This window comes from Streptomyces sp. NPDC030820 (genome assembly GCF_055572075.1).
The window spans coordinates 242,418-262,152 of the sequence record NZ_JBVIEB010000005.1 but is presented as its reverse complement, the minus strand read 5'-3'; the positions used below and the strand labels follow the sequence as shown (position 1 = coordinate 262,152).

At 69.9% G+C, this 19,735-nt stretch carries 12 protein-coding genes and 1 tRNA gene; 2 read left to right on the top strand and 11 right to left on the bottom strand.

Features of this window, described 5'->3' with window-relative positions:
- Positions 1-12 precede the first annotated feature (12 nt).
- Positions 13-201, bottom strand: a complete 189-nt coding sequence (locus ACZ418_RS16170) for a ferredoxin (RefSeq protein WP_468362728.1) — start codon at positions 199-201, stop codon at positions 13-15.
- 106 nt (positions 202-307) lie between these two features.
- On the bottom strand, positions 308-736 hold the full coding sequence (locus tag ACZ418_RS16165; RefSeq protein WP_468362726.1) for a hypothetical protein: 429 nt from the start codon (positions 734-736) through the stop codon (positions 308-310).
- A gap of 633 nt (positions 737-1,369) precedes the next feature.
- On the opposite strand from ACZ418_RS16165, the gene ACZ418_RS16160 reads away from it, so the two are divergent.
- Positions 1,370-5,452, top strand: coding sequence for an nSTAND1 domain-containing NTPase (locus ACZ418_RS16160; RefSeq protein ID WP_468362723.1), 4,083 nt, complete (start codon positions 1,370-1,372; stop codon positions 5,450-5,452).
- A 214-nt stretch (positions 5,453-5,666) separates the two neighbouring features.
- Positions 5,667-6,434 carry a calcium-binding protein gene (locus tag ACZ418_RS16155; protein WP_468362721.1) on the top strand — a complete coding sequence of 256 codons (768 nt, stop codon included), beginning with the start codon at positions 5,667-5,669 and terminating at the stop codon, positions 6,432-6,434.
- A 57-nt stretch (positions 6,435-6,491) separates the two neighbouring features.
- Here the strand turns inward: ACZ418_RS16155 and ACZ418_RS16150 are convergent.
- The 9 genes from ACZ418_RS16150 to dnaA all read right to left on the bottom strand — a co-directional run bounded on the left by ACZ418_RS16150 (position 6,492) and on the right by dnaA (position 19,416).
- Positions 6,492-6,568: transfer RNA gene (locus tag ACZ418_RS16150), tRNA-Ile, on the bottom strand.
- 133 nt (positions 6,569-6,701) lie between these two features.
- Entirely contained in the window at positions 6,702-7,436 is a 735-nt protein-coding gene (locus ACZ418_RS16145; protein WP_468362719.1) for a DUF3566 domain-containing protein, read from the bottom strand.
- A 22-nt stretch (positions 7,437-7,458) separates the two neighbouring features.
- Complete coding sequence (gene gyrA / locus ACZ418_RS16140) at positions 7,459-10,050, bottom strand: DNA gyrase subunit A (protein WP_468362717.1); 2,592 nt, start codon at positions 10,048-10,050, stop codon at positions 7,459-7,461.
- Between the two features lie 42 nt (positions 10,051-10,092).
- Entirely contained in the window at positions 10,093-12,189 is a 2,097-nt protein-coding gene (gene gyrB, locus ACZ418_RS16135) for a DNA topoisomerase (ATP-hydrolyzing) subunit B (RefSeq protein ID WP_468362715.1), read from the bottom strand.
- A gap of 391 nt (positions 12,190-12,580) precedes the next feature.
- The gene (locus ACZ418_RS16130; protein ID WP_468362713.1) at positions 12,581-13,129 is read right to left on the bottom strand and encodes a DciA family protein; all 549 of its coding nucleotides are present in this window, start codon (positions 13,127-13,129) and stop codon (positions 12,581-12,583) included.
- The gene (gene recF, locus ACZ418_RS16125) at positions 13,126-14,283 is read right to left on the bottom strand and encodes a DNA replication/repair protein RecF (protein ID WP_468362711.1); all 1,158 of its coding nucleotides are present in this window, start codon (positions 14,281-14,283) and stop codon (positions 13,126-13,128) included. The genes ACZ418_RS16130 and recF overlap by 4 nt, the downstream gene beginning before the upstream one ends.
- Positions 14,284-14,364: 81 nt before the next feature.
- Positions 14,365-15,240 (bottom strand): phosphogluconate dehydrogenase (NAD(+)-dependent, decarboxylating), encoded by an 876-nt coding sequence (gnd, locus tag ACZ418_RS16120; protein ID WP_468362709.1) that lies wholly within the window; start codon positions 15,238-15,240, stop codon positions 14,365-14,367.
- A 188-nt stretch (positions 15,241-15,428) separates the two neighbouring features.
- Positions 15,429-16,559, bottom strand: coding sequence for a DNA polymerase III subunit beta (dnaN, locus tag ACZ418_RS16115; protein WP_069779831.1), 1,131 nt, complete (start codon positions 16,557-16,559; stop codon positions 15,429-15,431).
- An 874-nt stretch (positions 16,560-17,433) separates the two neighbouring features.
- On the bottom strand, positions 17,434-19,416 hold the full coding sequence (dnaA, locus tag ACZ418_RS16110; protein WP_468362707.1) for a chromosomal replication initiator protein DnaA: 1,983 nt from the start codon (positions 19,414-19,416) through the stop codon (positions 17,434-17,436).
- Positions 19,417-19,735 lie beyond the last annotated feature (319 nt).

Genomic DNA, 19,735 nt, shown 5'->3' with positions numbered 1-19,735 from the left:
CTCAGCGAGTCCCTAGTCCGTGAGCACGATCGCCTGCGAGGGGCACTTCTCGGCCGCCTCCTGGACCTGCGGGTCGTCGGCGGACTCCTCCCGGCCGGACCGTACGACGCCGTAGCCGTCCTCGAACGCGAACACGGCCGGCGCCCGGTGCGCGCACTCGGCAGAGCCGTAGCACAGGGAGCGGTCGACGGAGACCTTCATGCGTCCTCCAGCCCTAGACGGTGGCTTCCTGGACGTCACTGCCCGGCGAACCGCCCGCTGAACCGGCCCTGCCGGCGCTGACGACCGCGTACCGGCCCTGTCGGCGCTACCCCTCCCGGCCCGCGACCGAGAGCCAGTGGGCCACCCGGCGGACGGTGGGTTCGTCGAGCAGGTCGGCCATCGTCCGCACCGCCTCGCCGTCCTCGGCGCTCAGGTCGTACAGGCCCGCCCTGCTCAGGCCGGCCATGAGCACCTGGTGCCGGCGGTCCGTCATGCGTTCGGCGAGCTTGGCCGGTTCACCGGCGCCGGGCGCGGCCGGGCCGGCCGAGGCGGCCTGGGCGGGAGCGGACTCCTTGCCGGCCGGGGCGTCGAAGAGGTGCCATGCGCCGTCCCTGGGCCCCCACAGCGCGACCGCCACCTCCTCGCCGCGCGCCCGCACGGTCTGGGTCATGTCTCCGACGGCGTACAGCACGGGAGCGCGGTCGGGGGACTCGGCGCCCACCGTCCAGGTGTCCTGGGAAGGCTGGTGGAACATCGCGACCCAGCGCGGAGCGCCTGGCGGTCGCGGACACGAGGGACGCTTGTGCACGACACTCACCCCTTCGGGAACGGGTCGTTCCCCTTCGGGAACAGCCGCCGACGGCCAACCGTATCTGACGGACAGTCAGATATCCAGCGCGCCGGACTCGCAGCCGCGCGGCCAGGACGCGGCCGACGCCCCTGGCGCCGCTACGGACGCCCACTGCGCCCGCAACGCCGCCGCCCTCTGAGCGACGGCCGACTGAAGCAGGGACGTGAGCGGTGTTTCACGTGAAACATCCACCCGACCCAGCCGGAACACACCGCCCTCTGCCCGTCCGGCACCGGTCCCTCCCCTCGTGGGGACCGGTGCCGGACGATGCAGAAGTGTCAACCGGCGCCTCGTCGGCTCGGCACGGAGGAAGTTGGCCGAGATCCTTCGGCGCCAAGGGCTGCCTGTCGGAGCACGGGGCCGTGGCCTGTCCGGACGGTGTGTGACGGTTCCGCCACCGGGTCCGGATCTGCCATCTGTTGCCCGTACGGAGGAGACCGCGTCCTCCGGTCCGGTACTTATTCGCAGGTCAGCCGTATAAGGTGGGTTTTCCGGTCCGGACGTCCAGATGCGGGGGGAACGTAAAGGGGTGGGGCCTTGAGTTCCGACTCAGGGGCACGCACAGCTTTCGCCGAGCGCCTCGCGCTGCTGTACAAGGAGGCTGGAAACCCTCCCCTCAAGAGCGTCGCCGAGGCCGTCGTACGGTTGCAGCGGGTCGACGAGCGCGGGCGGCCCGTGCGGGTATCCGCGCAGCGGATCAGCGACTGGCGCCGGGCCAAGAACGTGCCGGCCCAGTTCACCGCCCTGGCGGCGGTGCTGCACATCCTGATACCGGAGGCACGCCGGCTGCGGCCCGCGCCCGTGTCCACGGGTCTGTACGACCTCGTGCACTGGCAGCGGCTGTGGGAGCGGGCGCTGGCCGACCCGGCGGGCGACCGGCCCGCGCCGCTCCCCGAGGAGGACCGGCGGCCTCCCGCTGAGGACCCGCCCGTCACGGGAGGCGTCTGCCCCTACCGGGGGCTCGCGCCCTACCGGCAGGAGGACGCCCGGTGGTTCTTCGGCCGGGAACGAAGCACGAGCGCACTCATCGCCCAGCTCCGCGCCGCCGAGCGGACCGGCGGTCTGGTGATGCTGGTGGGCGCGTCGGGAGCGGGGAAGTCCTCCCTGCTGAACGCCGGCCTGGTCCCCGCCGTACGCGGCGGCGCGCTGCGCGACGGACGCGGCACCGGCATACCGCACACCAGCGCCGCACCACCCCAGGCACCGCAAGAAGCCACCGCCGACTGCGTCCTGTACCTCGTCCCCGGTGCCGACCCCCTCGGTGAGCTGGTTCGCCGTATCCCCGATCTCGGCACGGTGGCCGCCGACGCACGCCTGGCCGAACAGGAGGCCACGGAGAATCCGGTGGTTCCCGGCTCCGACTCCCCCGGGGTGGCCCGGGCGGCCCGCAAGGCCGTGTCGGAGTGGGCCCGCCGCGAGGCGTCCGCCGAATGCCGCCCGGTCGTCGTCGTGGACCAGTTCGAGGAGGCGTTCACGCTCTGCTCCGACGAGGCGGACCGGCGCACGTTCCTCCAGCTCCTGCACGCCGCCTGCACCCCGCCCGCCGACTCGGACGAGCCCGCACCGGTGCTCGTCGTCCTCGGCATCCGCGCCGACTTCTACGAGCAGTGCCTCGGCTACCCGGAACTGGCCGATGCGCTCCAGCACCGGCACATGGTGCTCGGCCCGCTGACCAGCACCGAGCTGCGCGAGGCGGTGACCGGTCCGGCCAAGGCGGTGGGTCTGGAACTGGAACCGGGGCTCGCCGAGCTGATCGTCCGCGAGGTCCGCGCCGACGGACCTCGCGGGGCACACGACGCGGGCGTGCTCCCGCTGCTGTCCCACGCCCTGCTCGCCACCTGGCAGCGTCGCAAGGCCGGACGGCTGACGCTGGCCGGCTATCGCGCGGCGGGCGGGATCCAGGGGGCGGTCGCGGCGACCGCCGAGCGTGCCTGGTCGGGGCTGGACCCCGCGGCCCGTACGGCCGCCCGGCTGCTCCTGCTGCGGCTGGTCCGGCTGGGCGAGGACACCCAGGCCACGCGGCGGCGGGGCACCCGGCGGCAGCTGGCGGAGGAGTCGGCGGACCCCGGCAAGACGGAGGAGTCCCTGGAAGCCCTCGTCCGGGCCCGGCTGGTGACGCTGGACGCGGACACCGTGGAGATCACCCATGAGGCGCTGCTGCACGCCTGGCCCCGGCTGCGGCACTGGATCGACGACGACCGGGGCGACCAGCTGCTGCGCCAGCGGCTGGAGGAGGACGGCCGGGCCTGGGAGGACTCCGGCCGCGACAGCTCGCTGCTCTACCGGGGCTCCCGGCTGGAACAGGCGCGCAACTGGGCGCGGTCGGCCGGAGACACGTATCTGACCCGCAGCGCGGTGGAGTTCCTGGCCGCAGCCGTCCGGCTGCGCAAGCGCACGGTGTGGATCAGCCGGGCCGCGGTGGCGGCGCTGGTGGTGCTGGCCCTGGTCGCGGGCGGGTCGGCGGTGATCGCCTGGCAGCAGCGGGACGACGCCGTCTTCGAGCAGGTGCTCGCCGAGGCCGACCGCGTCCAGCGCACGGATCCGTCCCTGGCCGCCCAGCTCGACCTGGTCGCCCACCATCTGCGCCCGGACAACGAGGGAACGTACAGCAGGCTGATCTCGATCGTGAACGCGCCGCTGGCCACCCCCCTGTCCGGCCACACCGGTGCCGTCTACCTCACCTCCTTCAGCCCCGACGGCAGAACGCTGGCCACGGCCAGCTACGACCGGACCGTCCGGCTGTGGAACGTGGCCGACCCACGCCACCCCAAGCCGCTGGGCAAACCGCTGACCGGCCACACCAGCTGGGTGAGCAGCGCCGTCTTCAGCCCGGACGGACACACCCTCGCCAGCGCCGGCGACGACGGCACGATCCGGCTGTGGGACGTCAGCGACCCCACCCACCCGAAACCGCTCGGCAGACCGCTCACCGGCCACCGGGGCACGATCTACCTGGTTGCCTTCAGCCCGGACGGCCGCACCCTCGCGAGTGCCGGCGAGGACCACACGGTACGGCTGTGGAACGTGGCCGACCCGCACCGGCCGAGCCGGCTCAGGGCCCTGCGCGGACACATTGCCGCGGTGCGCAGCGTCGCGTTCAGCCCCGACGGGCACACCCTCGCGGCGGGCGGTGACGACGACACGATCCTGCTGTGGAACACGGCCGACCCGCGCCGGCCGAAGCAGTACCCCACCGCGCTGAAGGGTCACACGGACCTCGTGCACTCGGTGGCGTTCAGCCCCGACGGGCACACCCTCGCCTCCGGCAGCGCGGACGACACGATCCGTCTCTGGAACGTCACCGACCCGGCCCACCCGTCCGCGCTCGGCTCGCCGCTGGCCGGGCACACCGGCCCGATCTGGTCCGTGGCCTTCAGCCCGGACGGCAACCGGCTCGCCGCCGCGAGCGCGGACAGCACCGCCAGCCTGTGGAACGTGACCGATCCGTCGTCCCCGTCACAGGTCGGGGAGCCGCTCGCGGGCAGCAGCGGGGAGATGTACGCCCTGGGGTTCAGCCCCGACGGGCGGACCCTGGCCACCGGCAGCGGCGACAGCAAGGTGCGCCTGTGGTCGCTGTCGACCTCGGACATCATCGGGCGCACCGGCGCGTTCCGGCCGGACGGACGGGTGCTGGCGACGGCGGCCCGGGACGGCAGGCTCCGGCTGTGGAACGTGACGAGGCCCGGGCAGCCCGTGCCGCTGGGGAAACCCTTCATGCAAGCGGACGGCGGCCATCGTGCACCGGTGTTCTCCCCCGACGGCCGCACCCTCGCCGTCCTCACCAACAACCAGTCGCTGTACCTGTGGAACGTCAGCGACCCGTCCCACCCGGTCGCCGCCGGCTCGCCCATCCGCTTGCGGACGCGCTTCGCGGGGCCCGACACGCTCGCCTTCAGCCCGGACGGCCGCACCCTGGCCAGCGCCTACGACGACGCCACCATTCAGCTGTGGAACGTCACCGACCCCGCGCACCCCGTGGCGCTCGGCAGACCGCTGACGGGCCACCGGGGCTACCTCAACGCCCTCGCGTTCTCCCCCGACGGCCGCACCCTTGCCTCCGGCAGCGCGGACAGCACGATCCGCCTCTGGAACGTCACCGACCCGGCCCGGCCGACCGGGATCGGCCGGCTCACGGAGCATTCCGGCCCGGTCAACGCGATCGCCTTCAGCCCGGACGGGCACGTTCTGGCCAGCGGCAGCGACGACGACACGGTCCGGCTGTGGAATACCAGCCACCCCGCCTCGGCGACCGCGCTGGGCGCGCCGCTCACCGGCCACACCGAGGCGGTGAAGCTGCTGACGTTCAGCCCGGACGGGCGGGTTCTGGCCAGCGGCGGCAACGACAACACGGTCCGGCTGTGGAACGTCAGCCGCCCCGCCTCGGCGACCCCCATCGGCCAGTCGATGAGCCCCAACGCCAAGTCGGGCACGTTCCTGTCCTTCAGCCCCAGGAGCCGCGTCCTCGGGGTCTCCAGCGGCACGGACACGGTCCGCCTGTGGAGCCTGGACTCCGACGCGGCGATCGACCACATCTGCTCGGTCACCCGGGGCGTACTGACCCCGCAGAAGTGGCACGAGTACCTGCCCCGTCTCTCCTACGGCCCTCCGTGCGACCACTGATCGGCCAACCTGACTTATTCCTGCCTGACTTCCCCCCGCAAGGCCTCCGGTCTTGTTACCCTTGGCCACAGCCCGATCGCTGGTGCATCCCCCGTCGCCAGCGGTCGGGCCCTTTTTGTACGTGAGGTGTACGTACAACCAATCCCCGATGTGGATGGTCTTCTGCACGCCCGGACTCCATGAGGAGAGATCCGGCCCACGTTCCTGGAGAACCATGCACATCCGTACGGCCGCGGTCGCCACCGTCGGCAGCCTGGCGCTGCTCGCCCTCCTCGCACCCGCCGCGCAGGCGGACGACCACAAGGGCGACATCGTCTTCACCTCGGTGACCTTCAGCAAGTCCACCGTCAACGTCGGCGTCAGCGAGCCCCAGACGCTGACCGTCACAGCCACCGCCAAGGACGACTCCGGCATCTGGGGCATGGTCGGCCTCAAGCTGGTGAGCTCCGACAGCCGCATCCAGTACGCGAAGTCGGTGACGTGCGCGCGCCCCACGTCGACGACCATGAAGTGCACCTGGTCGTACAGCCTGGAGCCCGACCGCACCGACTATGCCGACCTCCGCAACAGCTCGGCCGGCACCTGGCACCTCGATATGGAGGCCCGTGGCTATGACGGCGACTACTACACGCTCGACAGCAGCGCCACGATGAAGATCAAGCGCTACGCCAAACTGACGACGACCCAGGCGACGCCCGAACCGGTCGCCAAGGGCGGAACGCTGACGGTGACCGGCGCCCTGACCCGAGCCGACTGGAACACCAACACCTACACCGGCTTCGCCGGCCAGAACGTCGCCCTCCAGTTCAAGAAGTCCGGTGCCTCGACGTACACCACCGTCAAGACGGTGACCACCGACAGCGCGGGCAAGCTGAAGACGACGACCACGGCGAACGCCTCCGGCACCTGGCGCTGGCACTTCACGGGGACGGGGACGACCAGCCCGGCGACGGCGGCGGGCGACGGGGTCGCGCTGAAGTAGGGCACTTCCCATGGATGTCAAAGACCCCCAGCCGCTATCGACTGGGGGTCTTTTCGCTGGTGGGGCTAACAGGATTTGAACCTGTGGCCTCATCCTTATCAGGGATGCGCTCTAACCAACTGAGCTATAGCCCCGCCGCGCTGTGCGGTGTGTGTCCCGCGCGCTGACTCCTGAAGATTAGCGCACGACCACGCCAGTCCCAAAATCGGTTGTCGGAGGACCGTCAGGTCAGGGGCCCGCACGGTGTCCGAAGGCCCCCTGGAGGGCCTATTCGTCCTCCGCCAAAGTCAGCTCGATGCCGCCCACGAAGCCCGCGGAGAGGTTGTATATGAACGCGCCGAGCGTCGCGAGCGCCGTGGCCAGGACCACGTCGATGACCGCGATGATCGTCGTGAACATCAGGACGTGGGGGAGCGACAGGAACGCCTGGAGGTCGAAGCCGTTCCCCTCGTTCGAACCGGTCGCCTCCGAGATCGTGCCGCCCACCGTCGAGAACACGCCCATCGCGTCCATGACCATCCACAGCACCGCCGAGGCGACGATCGTGCAGATGCCGAGCGCGATGGAGAGCAGGAAGCTGACCTTCATCACCGACCACGGGTCGGCCTTGGCCACCCGCAGCCGCGCCTTACGGGTGCGCGGCGCCGTACGCGCACCGGTACGCGGCCGTCGCACGGCTCCGGCGGGCGGCTGCGCCGGATAGGCCTGCGGCGGGTGATAGGGCCCGGAGGGCTGCTCCGGGCTCCGCTCCCCGGGGAGCGGAGACGACGACTGCGCCTCGCCGGCCGCGGCCGGGCCTCGGGTGTCCGTCACAGTTCCCCCCTGGGATCCAGACGTGCCGGCGGAGTCCTTCGCGGACACCTTCACCGGCTTCAGGTTGGTCGTGTGCGGGTCGGTCGCGCTCCCCGCACCCGCCCCATGCGCGGCGGAGCCACGGCCGCCGCCGTCCGTCTCCGTACCCGTGGGGGTACCGGCCGATCCGGCGCCCGTGGCTCCGCTCACGATGACTCTCTCCTCGTGCTACCTACTCGGCCGAGGGCGCCTCACCCTCGTCCGTGCCACCGGCCTGAGCCTCGGCGGCGTCGACGGCCTCCTCGCCGTCGACCTCCTCCGCCTCGCGCCCCGCCTCGGCGTTACGTGCGATACCGACCACGGCATCGCGCTTGCCCAGGTTGATCAGTTGGACGCCCATGGTGTCACGGCCCGTCTCCCTGACTTCATTGACTCGCGTACGAATCACACCGCCGGAGAGGGTGATCGCGAGGATCTCGTCAGTCTCCTCGACGACCAGCGCCCCGACGAGCGAACCACGGTCCTCCACGATCTTGGCGGCCTTGATACCGAGGCCACCGCGGCCCTGGACGCGGTACTCGTCGACGGCGGTCCGCTTCGCGTACCCGCCGTCGGTGGCAGTGAACACGAACGTACCGGGTCGAACAACATTCATCGACAGAAGTTCATCGCCTTCACGGAAACTCATGCCCTTCACGCCGGAGGTGGCGCGGCCCATCGGGCGCAGGGAGTCGTCCGTGGCCGTGAACCGGATCGACTGTGCCTTCTTGCTGATCAGAAGCAGGTCGTCGTCGGCCGAGACCAGCTCGGCGCCGATCAGCTCGTCGTCGCTGCCGTCCTCACGCTCGCGCAGGTTGATCGCGATCACGCCGCCGGAGCGGGGCGAATCGTAATCCTTCAGAGGCGTCTTCTTGACCAGACCGGACTTGGTGCCCAGCACCAGGTACGGCGCCGCCTCGTAGTCGCGGATCGCCAGGATCTCGGCGATCGCCTCGTCCGGCTGGAAGGCCAGCAGGTTCGCCACGTGCTGCCCGCGCGCGTCCCGGCCGGCCTCGGGCAGCTCGTACGCCTTCGCCCGGTACACCCGGCCCTTGTTGGTGAAGAACAGCAGCCAGTGGTGCGTGGTGGAGACGAAGAAGTGGTCGACGATGTCGTCTTCCTTCAGCTTCGTGCCGCGCACGCCCTTGCCGCCGCGCTTCTGCGCCCGGTAGTCGTCCGTCTTGGTCCGCTTGACATAGCCGCCGCGGGTGACCGTGACGACGATGTCCTCCTCGGCGATCAGGTCCTCGATGGACATGTCGCCCTCGTACGGGATCAGCTTGGTCTGGCGGTCGTCGCCGTACTTCTCGACGATCGCGGTCAGCTCCTCGCTGACGATCCCGCGCTGACGGACCGGGGAGGCGAGGATCTCGTTGTACTCGTTGATCTTCGCCTGGAGTTCGTCGTGCTCCTGGACGATCTTCTGCCGCTCCAGGGCCGCCAGGCGCCGCAGCTGCATCTCGAGGATCGCGTTGGCCTGGATCTCGTCGATCTCCAGCAGGTCCATCAGGCCGCCGCGCGCGATCTCGACGGTCTCACTGCGCCGGATCAGCGCGATGACCTCGTCGATCGCGTCCAGGGCCTTCAGCAGACCGCGCAGGATGTGCGCCCGCTCCTCGGCCTTGCGCAGCCGGAAGCGGGTGCGGCGGACGATGACCTCGATCTGGTGCGTCACCCAGTGGCGGATGAACGCGTCCAGGGACAGGGTGCGCGGCACGCCGTCGACCAGTGCCAGCATGTTGGCGCCGAAGTTCGTCTGCAGGTCGGTGTGCTTGTACAGGTTGTTCAGCACGACCTTGGCGACCGCGTCCCGCTTCAGGACGATGACCAGGCGCTGGCCCGTACGGGAGCTGGTCTCGTCGCGGACGTCCGCGATGCCGCCGATCTTGCCGTCCTTCACCAGGTCGGCGATCTTCTGCGCCAGGTTGTCCGGGTTCACCTGGTACGGCAGCTCGGTCACCACCAGGCACTGCCGGCCCTGGATCTCCTCGACCTCGACGACCGCGCGCATCGTGATGGAGCCGCGCCCGGTGCGGTACGCCTCCTCGATGCCCTTGCGGCCCACCACCAGGGCGCCGGTCGGGAAGTCCGGGCCCTTGATGCGCTCCATGAGCGCGTCCAGCAGCTCCTCGTGGGAGACGTCGGGGTTCTCCAGGTACCACTGGGCACCGGCCGCGACCTCACGCAGGTTGTGCGGCGGGATGTTGGTCGCCATGCCGACCGCGATACCGGCCGAGCCGTTGATCAGCAGGTTCGGGAAACGGGCCGGCAGGACGGTCGGCTCCTGGGAGCGGCCGTCGTAGTTGTCCGTGAAGTCGACGGTCTCCTCGTCGATGTCGCGGACCATCTCCATCGACAGCGGCGCCATCTTGCACTCGGTGTACCGCATGGCGGCCGCCGGGTCGTTGCCCGGGGAGCCGAAGTTGCCGTTGGAGTCCACCAGCGGCATCCGCATCGACCACGGCTGGGCGAGGCGCACCAGCGCGTCGTAGATCGAACTGTCGCCGTGGGGGTGGTAGTTACCCATGACGTCACCGACGACACGGGCGCACTTGTAGAAGCCGCGGTCGGGGCGGTAGCCGCCGTCGTACATCGCGTACAGCACACGCCGGTGGACGGGCTTGAGGCCGTCCCGGACGTCGGGCAGCGCACGGGACACGATGACGGACATCGCGTAGTCCAGGTACGAGCGCTGCATCTCCGTCTCGAGCCCGACGGGCTCGACACGCATCACGAGTTCGCCGCCCTCGGTCTCAGGGGTTTGCGGAGTGTTCTCGTCGGCCATAGCTGGTGAAGATCCTTCCTGGTGCGGTCAGCTGAGACCGACTCAGATGTCGAGGAAGCGGACGTCCTTGGCGTTGCGCTGGATGAACTGGCGGCGGGCCTCGACGTCCTCGCCCATGAGGACCGAGAACAGGTCGTCGGCCTGGGCGGCGTCGTCCAGGGTGACCTGGCCGAGGACCCGGTGCTCCTGGTCCATCGTGGTCACGCGCAGTTCCTCGGCGTTCATCTCGCCGAGACCCTTGAAGCGCTGGATCGAGTCCTCGCGGACGCGCTTGCCGCGCTGGCGGCCCATCTCGAGCAGGGCGTCGCGCTCGCGGTCGGAGTAGGCGTACTCCACGTCGTCCCGGCCCCACTTGATCTTGTAGAGCGGGGGGCGGGACAGGTACACGTGCCCGGCCTCGACCAGCGGCCGCATGAAGCGGAACAGGAAGGTCAGCAGCAGGGTGCTGATGTGCTGGCCGTCGACGTCGGCGTCCGCCATCAGGATGATCTTGTGATAGCGGAGCTTCTCGATGTCGAAGTCCTCGTGCACACCCGTGCCGAAGGCCGAGATCAGCGCCTGGATCTCCTGGTTCTGCAGGATCTTGTCGATCCTGGCCTTCTCCACGTTCAGGATCTTGCCGCGGATCGGGAGGATCGCCTGGTACTGCGGGTTCCGGCCGGACTTGGCCGAGCCGCCGGCGGAGTCACCCTCGACGATGAAGATCTCGCACTTGGTGGGGTCGTTCGACTGGCAGTCGGAGAGCTTGCCCGGCAGGGACGCCGACTCCAGCAGGCCCTTGCGGCGGGTCAGGTCGCGGGCCTTGCGGGCCGCCACGCGCGCGGTGGCCGCCTGGATGCCCTTGCGGATGATGTCCGCGGCCTCGACCGGGTTGCGGTCCAGCCAGTCGTTGAGGTGCTCGTAGACCGCCTTCTGCACGAAGGTCTTGGCCTCCGTGTTGCCCAGCTTGGTCTTCGTCTGGCCCTCGAACTGCGGCTCGCTCAGCTTGACCGAGATGATCGCGGTCAGACCCTCACGGATGTCGTCACCGGTGAGGTTGTCGTCCTTCTCGCGCAGCAGCTTCTTGTCGCGCGCGTACTTGTTGATCAGCGAGGTCAGCGCGGCGCGGAAGCCCTCTTCGTGGGTACCGCCCTCGTGGGTGTGGATGATGTTGGCGAAGGAGTACACGCCCTCGGTGTAGCCGCTGTTCCACTGCATCGCGACCTCGAGGGACAGGCTCTTGTCCTTGTCCTCCGCCTCCAGGTCGATGACGGTGGGGTGCACCGTCTCTCCCTTGCGGGAGTTGAGGTACTTCACGAAGTCGACGATGCCGCCCTCGTAGTAGTACGTGACGGCCTTGACCTCGGCCTTCTCGTCCGCGCCCGCCTCGTCCGCGCCGCTGGTGGCCTTCGCCGACTCGCGCTCGTCGGTGAGTTTGATCGTCAAACCCTTGTTGAGGAACGCCATCTCCTGGAAACGCCGCGACAGCGTCTCGAAGGAGTACTCGGTGGTCTCGAAGATCTCCGGGTCGGCCCAGAAGGTGACCGACGTTCCGGTCTCCTCGGTCGCCTCGTGCTTGTCCAGGGGAGCGGTCGGGACGCCCATCTTGTAGTCCTGCGTCCACCGGTGGCCGTCGGTCTTGACCTCGACGGAGACCTTCGTGGACAGCGCGTTCACGACGGACACACCCACACCGTGCAGACCGCCGGAGACGGCGTAACCGCCGCCGCCGAACTTGCCGCCCGCGTGCAGCACGGTCAGCACGACCTCGACCGCCGGCTTGCCCTCGGAGGGCACGATGCCCACCGGGATGCCGCGGCCGTTGTCGACGACCCGGACGCCGCCGTCGGCGAGGATCGTGACGTCGATCGTGTCCGCGTACCCGGCCAGCGCCTCGTCGACCGAGTTGTCGACGACCTCGTACACCAGGTGGTGCAGACCGCGCTCGCCCGTGGAACCGATGTACATGCCGGGCCGCTTGCGGACCGCGTCCAGCCCTTCGAGCACGGTGATGGCGCTGGCGTCGTACGAAGCCGAGGCGGTGGCCTCGGCGTTCACGGTGGCCTTGGCGGGCACGCCGTTCACGCCGGCGTCGGTGGACGGGATGTTCTCGTTGGGGTTGCCGGAATCGGCCACGAAGCGCCCTTTCTGGCACAGCACGAGCCGGGCTCCTGGGGGTACCCCCTCTGGGGGAGGGTTGCCGGAGCGGCTGCGGCATGTTGCGGTGGTAAGCCTTGATCAGCGTTGCTCAGCTTTTCCCGGGCGGTCCCCACAATGGGGCGGGATTGTCTTCCAGTCTACCGGTAGCTCTGACATCGATGGGGGTTTGCCGGTACCTGAGTCCCCATGTGCCGCCCTGAACCGACCTCGATCGGGTCCCGATATACGGATGGGGGCTCCGAGGGGCTCACAGCGGCACTCAGCGCTTCGAGCCGTCAACCCTTGGCTACTGGGGGGTCAGATGGCGATCCGCCGGTGCCGCGGCGGCTCTCCACGCGCGTGTCACGGCGCTGCACCGACGGCACGGTCCCACTCTTCGACGTGATGTACGTCACCCGTACGTATCGCCGGGCCCGGAGCTCCCCGGAGCCCGCAGCGGGCCGTAGCGCCGGGCCGGGCCGCCCGGATTCAACACCTTGATCATCCGTACGGTGCCGTGCCCCAGATCCTCGTTGAGGCGGGCGACCAGCGCGGGCGCGAGGTGCCGCAGCTGGGTCGCCCAGGCCGTCGAGTCGCAGCTCACGACCAGCACGCGCTCGTCCTCGTCGTACCGCTGCGGCACACAGTGCTTGGCCAGGTCCTCGCCGACGATCTGCGGCCAGCGGCCCATCACCCCGCCCACCGCCGCAGGTGTCTCCCAGCCGCGCTCGGTCAGCAGCCGGTTGATCGCGGCGCCCAGCGCCATCGGGTCGCGGCCGTCGGCGCGCGCACCGGAGCGCAGCCCGCCACCGCGCCGGGCCTGCTTCTTCTGCCGCGCCGCGTCCCCACGCGCGCGTGCCTGCTCCTTCGCCGCGCGCAACGCCACGCGCGCGAGGTCGACACCGGAGGGTTCGTTCCCGCTCTTCTTCGGGTTCTGGGGGGTGGGTTCGCCGGTGCTCATACGCGTTCCACCGTCCCGCCGGACACGGCGTACCGCGCCCCGGCCAGCACCTCGGGTACGTCGTCGTCCACGGCCGCGGTGACCAGCACCTGCTCGCCGGGTGCGACCAGCTCGGCCAGCCGCTCCCGCCGACGCGTGTCCAGCTCGGCGAAGACGTCGTCCAGGACCAGCACCGGCTCGTTGCCCTCGGCCCGCAGCAGGTCGTAGGAGGCCAGGCGCAGGGCGAGCGCGTAGGACCAGGACTCGCCGTGGGAGGCGTACCCCTTGGCGGGCAGCTGACCGAGTTTGAGAATCACATCGTCCCGATGAGGGCCCACGAGGGTGACACCGCGCTCGATCTCCTGCTTGCGCGCCTCCGCCAGCGCCGCCATCAGCTGGGCGTAGAGATCCTCGCGCGCGTGGGCCTCGCCGGGCGCGGACGGCTTGTACTCCAGCGCCAGCGGCCCACCGCCCGGGGCCAGCTGCTCATACGCCTTGTCGGCCAGCGGCTGCAGCGCGGCGATCAGGTCGAGGCGCTGGGCGAGCAACTCGGCGCCCGCACGCGCGAGATGCTGGTCCCACACGTCGAGCGTGGACAGATCCGCCCCCAGGCTCGAATCCGCTCGCCCGGGAGGTGCCCCCCTCCGCCCGCCGTGCCGACGCGCCAGGGCGGCCGTCTTGAGCAGGGTGTTGCGCTGCTTGAGGACCCGCTCGTAGTCGGAGCGCACCCCGGCCATGCGCGGCGACCGGGCCGTGATCAGCTCGTCGAGGAACCGCCGCCGCTCGCCCGGGTCGCCTTTGACGAGGGCGAGATCTTCGGGCGCGAACAGCACGGTCCGTACGATCCCCAGTACGTCCCTGGGTCTGACCTGCGAGGACCGGTTGATGCGGGCGCGATTGGCCTTGCCGGGGTTCAGCTCCAGCTCGACCAGCTGCTGCCGCTCGCCCTGCCGGACCTGCGCCCGGATGACGGCCCGCTCAGCGCCCATGCGAACCAGGGGCGCGTCGGAGGCGACCCGGTGGCTGCCGAGGGTGGCGAGGTATCCGACGGCTTCCACCAGGTTGGTCTTGCCCTGCCCGTTGGGGCCGACGAAGGCGGTGACGCCCGGGTCGAGCGGAACCTCGGCCCGGGCGTACGAGCGGAAGTCGGCCAGCGAAAGATGCGTGACGTGCATGGTCGTTTCGCCGGCCTTCCCCAGAGTGCTGATGGGCTGTGGATCCACAGGACACGCCGGGCGACCCTGTGGATCTGTGGACTACTTCTTCTCTACGGCGTGACCGCCGAACTGGTTGCGCAGCGCGGCGATCATCTTCATCTGCGGCGAGTCCTCCTGGCGGGAGGAGAACCGCGCGAACAGCGACGCGGTGATCGCCGGCAGCGGCACCGCGTTGTCGATCGCGGCCTCCACAGTCCAGCGTCCCTCACCGGAGTCCTGTGCATAACCGCGCAGGCCCGCCAGGTGCTCGTCGTCGTCCAGCGCGTTGACCGCGAGGTCGAGCAGCCAGGAGCGGATGACGGTGCCTTCCTGCCAGGAGCGGAAGACCTCGCGGACGTTCTCCACGGAGTCGACCTTCTCCAGCAGCTCCCAGCCCTCGGCGTAGGCCTGCATCATCGCGTACTCGATGCCGTTGTGGACCATCTTCGCGAAGTGGCCCGCGCCGACCTTGCCGGCGTGCACCGAACCGGAGTCGCCCTCCGGCTTCAGCGCGTCGAAGACCGGCTGCACCTTGGCGACGTTCTCCGCGTCGCCGCCGTACATCAGCGCGTACCCGTTCTCCAGGCCCCAGACGCCGCCGGAGACGCCGCAGTCGACGAAGCCTATGCCCTTGGCCGCCAGCTCCTCGGCGTGCCTCTCGTCGTCCGTCCACCGGGAGTTGCCGCCGTCCACGACCACGTCGCCGGGCTCCAGCAGCTCGGCCAGCTGGTCGATGGTCGACTGGGTGGGCTCGCCGGCCGGGACCATCACCCAGACCACGCGCGGACCGCTGAGCTTGCCCACGAGCTCTTCCAGGCTGTGGACATCCGCGAGGTCCGCGTTGCGGTCGTATCCGATGACGGTGTGGCCCGCGCGGCGGATCCGCTCGCGCATGTTGCCGCCCATCTTGCCGAGGCCGACGAGACCGAGCTCCATCAGTTGTGTTCCTTAGGTCGCTGTGTGGCGTGAGAGGCACAAGGTGCCGAAGGCGAGCCTAAACCCGCTCCTTCACGCACAGCTGTGGGCATACGCGCTCATGCGTGGGCCTGCGACCTGCGCTTTTCCACAGACCGCCGGGCACCCACGACAGGCACCCGGCGCTGTGCACAGCTGTGGACGAACGGTCAGCCGCTGAGCCGCACCGGCATGATCAGGTACTTGTACGCGTCGTCGGCCTCGGCATCGACCGCCGGCTTCCCGCTGAGCAGCGCAGGCTTGGTCGACGTCGTGAACGACAGCTGGGCCACCGGGGAGTCGATCGCGCTCAGACCGTCCAGCAGGAACGTCGGGTTGAAGGCGATGGAGATGTCGTCGCCGTCCAGCTGGGCGTCGACCCGTTCCACAGCCTGTGCGTCGTCGCTGGAGCCCGCCTCCAGGATCAGCACGCCCTGCTCGAAGCTCAGCCGCACCGGGGTGTTCCGCTCGGCCACCAGCGCCACGCGCTTGACGGCCTCCACGAAGGGCGCGGTCTCGATCACGGCGACGGAGTTGAACTCGGTCGGGAACAGCGTGCGGTACTTCGGCAGGTCGCCCTCGAGCAGACGGGTGGTCGTACGCCGCCCGGCGCCCTCGAAACCGATCAGGCCCTCGCCCGCACCCGAGCCGGACAGCGCCAGCGTGACGCTGTCACCGGCGCCGAGCGACTTGGCGGTGTCCAGCAGCGTCTTGGCCGGGACCAGGGCGACCGCGGAGGCGTCCGGGTTCTCCGGCTTCCACAGGAACTCGCGGACGGCGAAGCGGTAGCGGTCGGTGGAGGCCAGGGTGACCGTGTCGCCCTCGATCTCGATGCGCACACCGGTGAGGACGGGCAGCGTGTCGTCACGGCCGGCGGCGATGGCCACCTGGGACACGGCGGCCGCGAAGACCTCGCCCGGGACGGTGCCGGTGGCGTTCGGCATCTGCGGCAGCGCCGGGTACTCCTCCACAGGCAGGGTGTGCAGGGTGAACCGGGAGGACCCACAGACCACGGTCGCCCGTACACCGTCTGTGGAAATCTCCACCGGCCGGTTGGGGAGAGCGCGGGAGATGTCGGCGAGCAGCCGGCCGGAGACGAGGACGGTGCCCTCCTCCTCGACCTCGGCTTCCACGGACACGCGCGCGGAGACCTCGTAGTCAAAGCTCGACAGGCTCAGCTGGCCGTCCTCGGCCTTGAGGAGAAGGCCGGCGAGGACAGGCGCCGGCGGACGGGCCGGGAGGCTGCGTGCCGCCCACGCCACTGCCTCCGCGAGTACGTCGCGTTCCACCCGGATCTTCACCGTAAGCCGCCTCCTGCTGTTGCTACTGAGTCCTCCGACTCGGTGTCACCGCCCACTGCGAAGGGAAGGACACCGGGGACCAGTCTGACGCACCGCACTGACAGTAGGTGCCCGTCGGGGTCAAGTCGCTCCGGGAGGCGGCCGGGCACGAGACAGCGAGTTGTGCACAGGCCCCGCTTCAAAACGATTGCCGAACTCTCTCTAGTCGGGAGTAGTAGTAGGGCCTGTGGATACCGTGGATAACCGCGTTTGCCCAGCTCAGGGCCGAGATTTTGTCCACGGGGCCTGTGGATGGAGGCGGTGGACAACCGGGGGCATCTGTGGAGAACGGAAAGTTCTGCACACCCCGCCCACAGCCTGAGGGCAGTTCTCCCCAGCTGCGTCCCCAGGTTTACCCACGTTTCCCACACCCCAATCCGGCACCTTCGTGTGACGGCTTTCACTCGACGCGGTGAGCGGGTGCGTCGCGTTGCCGAACAGTGGACAGCCATGTGGAGAAGCCGGGGATCACTGGGGACAACCGGCTCCAGCCTGTGGGGCAGCCGTGGAAAACTCCGTACACAGCCTGTGGATCTTTCCTTCGTCCACAGTCTGTGGAGATCGTTCGTCCACGATTCCACAGGCACCTGAGCTGGGCGAACGTCGTATGAACAGGCTCCCTGTGGACGCCGTTCGGGACAACTCGACAGTCCCCAGGATGTGGACGGCAGAAACCCAGCGAATCTGTGGAGGATGGCCGTAACCTGGCACTTAATCGAACACCCGGTGGCGCACGAGGAACACTCCACAGCCCGGGGCGCATGCCAAAGGGCGCCCCCGGGACACGTGTCCCGAGGGCGCCCTCGACGTCGGCGCAAGCCAGGCGCAGCGGCCGTCAGCCGTTCTTGATCCGGTTCGTCAGCTCGGTCACCTGGTTGTAGATCGACCGCCGCTCGGCCATCAGCGCCCGGATCTTGCGATCGGCGTGCATGACGGTGGTGTGGTCACGCCCGCCGAACTGCGCCCCGATCTTCGGCAGCGACAGATCGGTCAGCTCCCGGCACAGGTACATGGCGATCTGCCGCGCGGTGACCAGCGCGCGACCGCGCGAGGTACCGCACAGGTCCTCCACCGTCAGCCCGAAGTAGTCCGCGGTGGCCGCCATGATCGCCGTGGCCGTGATCTCAGGGGCGGAGTCCTCTCCGCCGGGGATCAGGTCCTTCAGGACGATCTCGGTCAGGCCGAGGTCGACCGGCTGCCGGTTGAGCGAGGCGAACGCCGTCACCCGGATCAGCGCGCCCTCCAGCTCACGGATGTTCCGCGAGATCCGGGAGGCGATGAACTCCAGCACCTCCGGCGGGGCGTTGAGCTGCTCCTGCACCGCCTTCTTGCGCAGGATCGCGATACGCGTCTCCAGCTCGGGCGGCTGGACGTCGGTGATCAGTCCCCACTCGAAACGGTTCCGCAGCCGGTCCTCCAGCGTGACCAGCTGCTTCGGCGGCCGGTCGGAGGAGAGCACGATCTGCTTGTTGGCGTTGTGGAGGGTGTTGAAGGTGTGGAAGAACTCCTCCTGCGTCGACTCCTTGTCCGCGAGGAACTGGATGTCGTCGACGAGCAGGATGTCCATCTCGCGGTAGCGCTTGCGGAAGCTGTCGCCCTTGCCGTCGCGGATGGAGTTGATGAACTCGTTGGTGAACTCCTCCGAACTCACGTACCGCACGCGCGTGCCCGGGTAGAGGCTTCGCGCGTAGTGCCCGATCGCGTGCAGCAGATGCGTCTTGCCGAGCCCCGACTCCCCATAGATGAAAAGGGGGTTGTAGGCCTTCGCCGGTGCCTCGGCGACGGCGACCGCGGCCGCGTGCGCGAACCGGTTGGAGGCGCCGATGACGAACGTGTCGAAGAGGTACTTCGGGTTCAGCCGTGCCGTCGGCTCGCCGGGACCGCTCGCCGGCGCGGGCTGTGCGGCCAGCGGGCCGGGGGCGCCGGCCGTGGGCAGGTCCGGGCGGCCGGGGCCGCCGCGGTGCGCCGGGCCGCCGCCCGCCGGCTGCTCGGGCAGCTCACGGCGGACGGGGTCGCGCTGGTCGTACTCGGTACGGGACGGGTCGTACTCGGGGCGCACGGGGTCGTAGTCCGGGCGCCCGGAGTCGTAGTCGGCGCGCGGGTTGTCGTAGTCGCCGCGCTGCTGCTCGTACGACGGCCGGTCCCTGCCCTGCGAGCGGTAGTCCGAGGACGGCGAGCCGTAGCCCTCCGGGCCGTAGGCGTCCTGGGACGACGGCGATGCGTAGGGGTCGCGCTCGGGGAAGCCGAGCCGCGGCTGCTGCCAGCCGTACTCGTCCTGCGTGGGCCGCGGCCAGGCGCCGGGCTCGCGGCGCTGGTACTCGGAGGGATACGCCGGGCGTACGACGGGGATCTGGTCCGCGCGGCCCGTGGGCAGCTGGTCCGGACGGGGCTGCTGCTCGGCCGGCGGCTGCTCGGCGGCGCGGTGGCGGCCGTAGCCCTCGTACGACCGTTCCTCGTACGACGGGCCGGACGGCAGCTCCGGCTCTTCGTAGCGCGGCTTGGGCGGCTGCTGCACCGGCGCCGTGGGGGCCGGCGGCTCGCCCGCGGAGTCGTCCACGGTGATCGCGATCCGGATGGGGCGGCCGCACTCGCGGCTCAGCGTCTCACTGACGACCGGCGCGAGACGGCCCTCCAGTACGCCCTTCGCGAATTCGTTCGGTACGGCGAGCAGAGCGGTGTCCGCGACCAGCGCGAGCGGCTGGCAGCGCCGGATCCAGTGCTCGTCCTTCGCCTCGACACCCTGTCCGCGGCCCTCTCCGAGGAGCTGCTCCAGTACTCGCGGCCACACTGCGGCAAGATCGGCGGGTACGTCAGCCACAGGGCACGCTCTCTCACAGGTCCCACGAACGTGTGATCGCGGGACGGGTCGGGGGGTACTTCGGGTGGTCGGGTGGGTCAAACCCGCCGGGGCGGGGGACAAAAGAACGAATCGGAGTTCAGCCACGGTAGTCAGCGCGGCGGGTGCGGTTCAAGTTGTTGTCCCCAGCCTGTGGATAGTGTCTCTCCGTGACCCTCGGTTTGACCGGATGGCGCAGCCCCGCGTACCGTAACCAGGTCGAGTTGTCGATGGCTGCTGCCGCCTGCCTCCGATGGGCACAGGTCACTTCAGGTGATCGGGAAGCGGTGCACTCGGGCGT

Excerpts from the sequence above, each read along its gene's own strand:
- ACZ418_RS16155 (WP_468362721.1), top strand. The coding sequence starts at position 5,667 with ATGCACATCCGTACGGCCGCGGTCGCCACCGTCGGCAGCCTGGCGCTG.
- ACZ418_RS16130 (WP_468362713.1), bottom strand. The coding sequence starts at position 13,129 with ATGAGCACCGGCGAACCCACCCCCCAGAACCCGAAGAAGAGCGGGAAC.
- ACZ418_RS16170 (WP_468362728.1), bottom strand. The coding sequence starts at position 201 with ATGAAGGTCTCCGTCGACCGCTCCCTGTGCTACGGCTCTGCCGAGTGC.
- gyrA (WP_468362717.1), bottom strand. The coding sequence starts at position 10,050 with ATGGCCGACGAGAACACTCCGCAAACCCCTGAGACCGAGGGCGGCGAA.
- recF (WP_468362711.1), bottom strand. The coding sequence starts at position 14,283 with ATGCACGTCACGCATCTTTCGCTGGCCGACTTCCGCTCGTACGCCCGG.
- ACZ418_RS16165 (WP_468362726.1), bottom strand. The coding sequence starts at position 736 with ATGTTCCACCAGCCTTCCCAGGACACCTGGACGGTGGGCGCCGAGTCC.
- gnd (WP_468362709.1), bottom strand. The coding sequence starts at position 15,240 with ATGGAGCTCGGTCTCGTCGGCCTCGGCAAGATGGGCGGCAACATGCGC.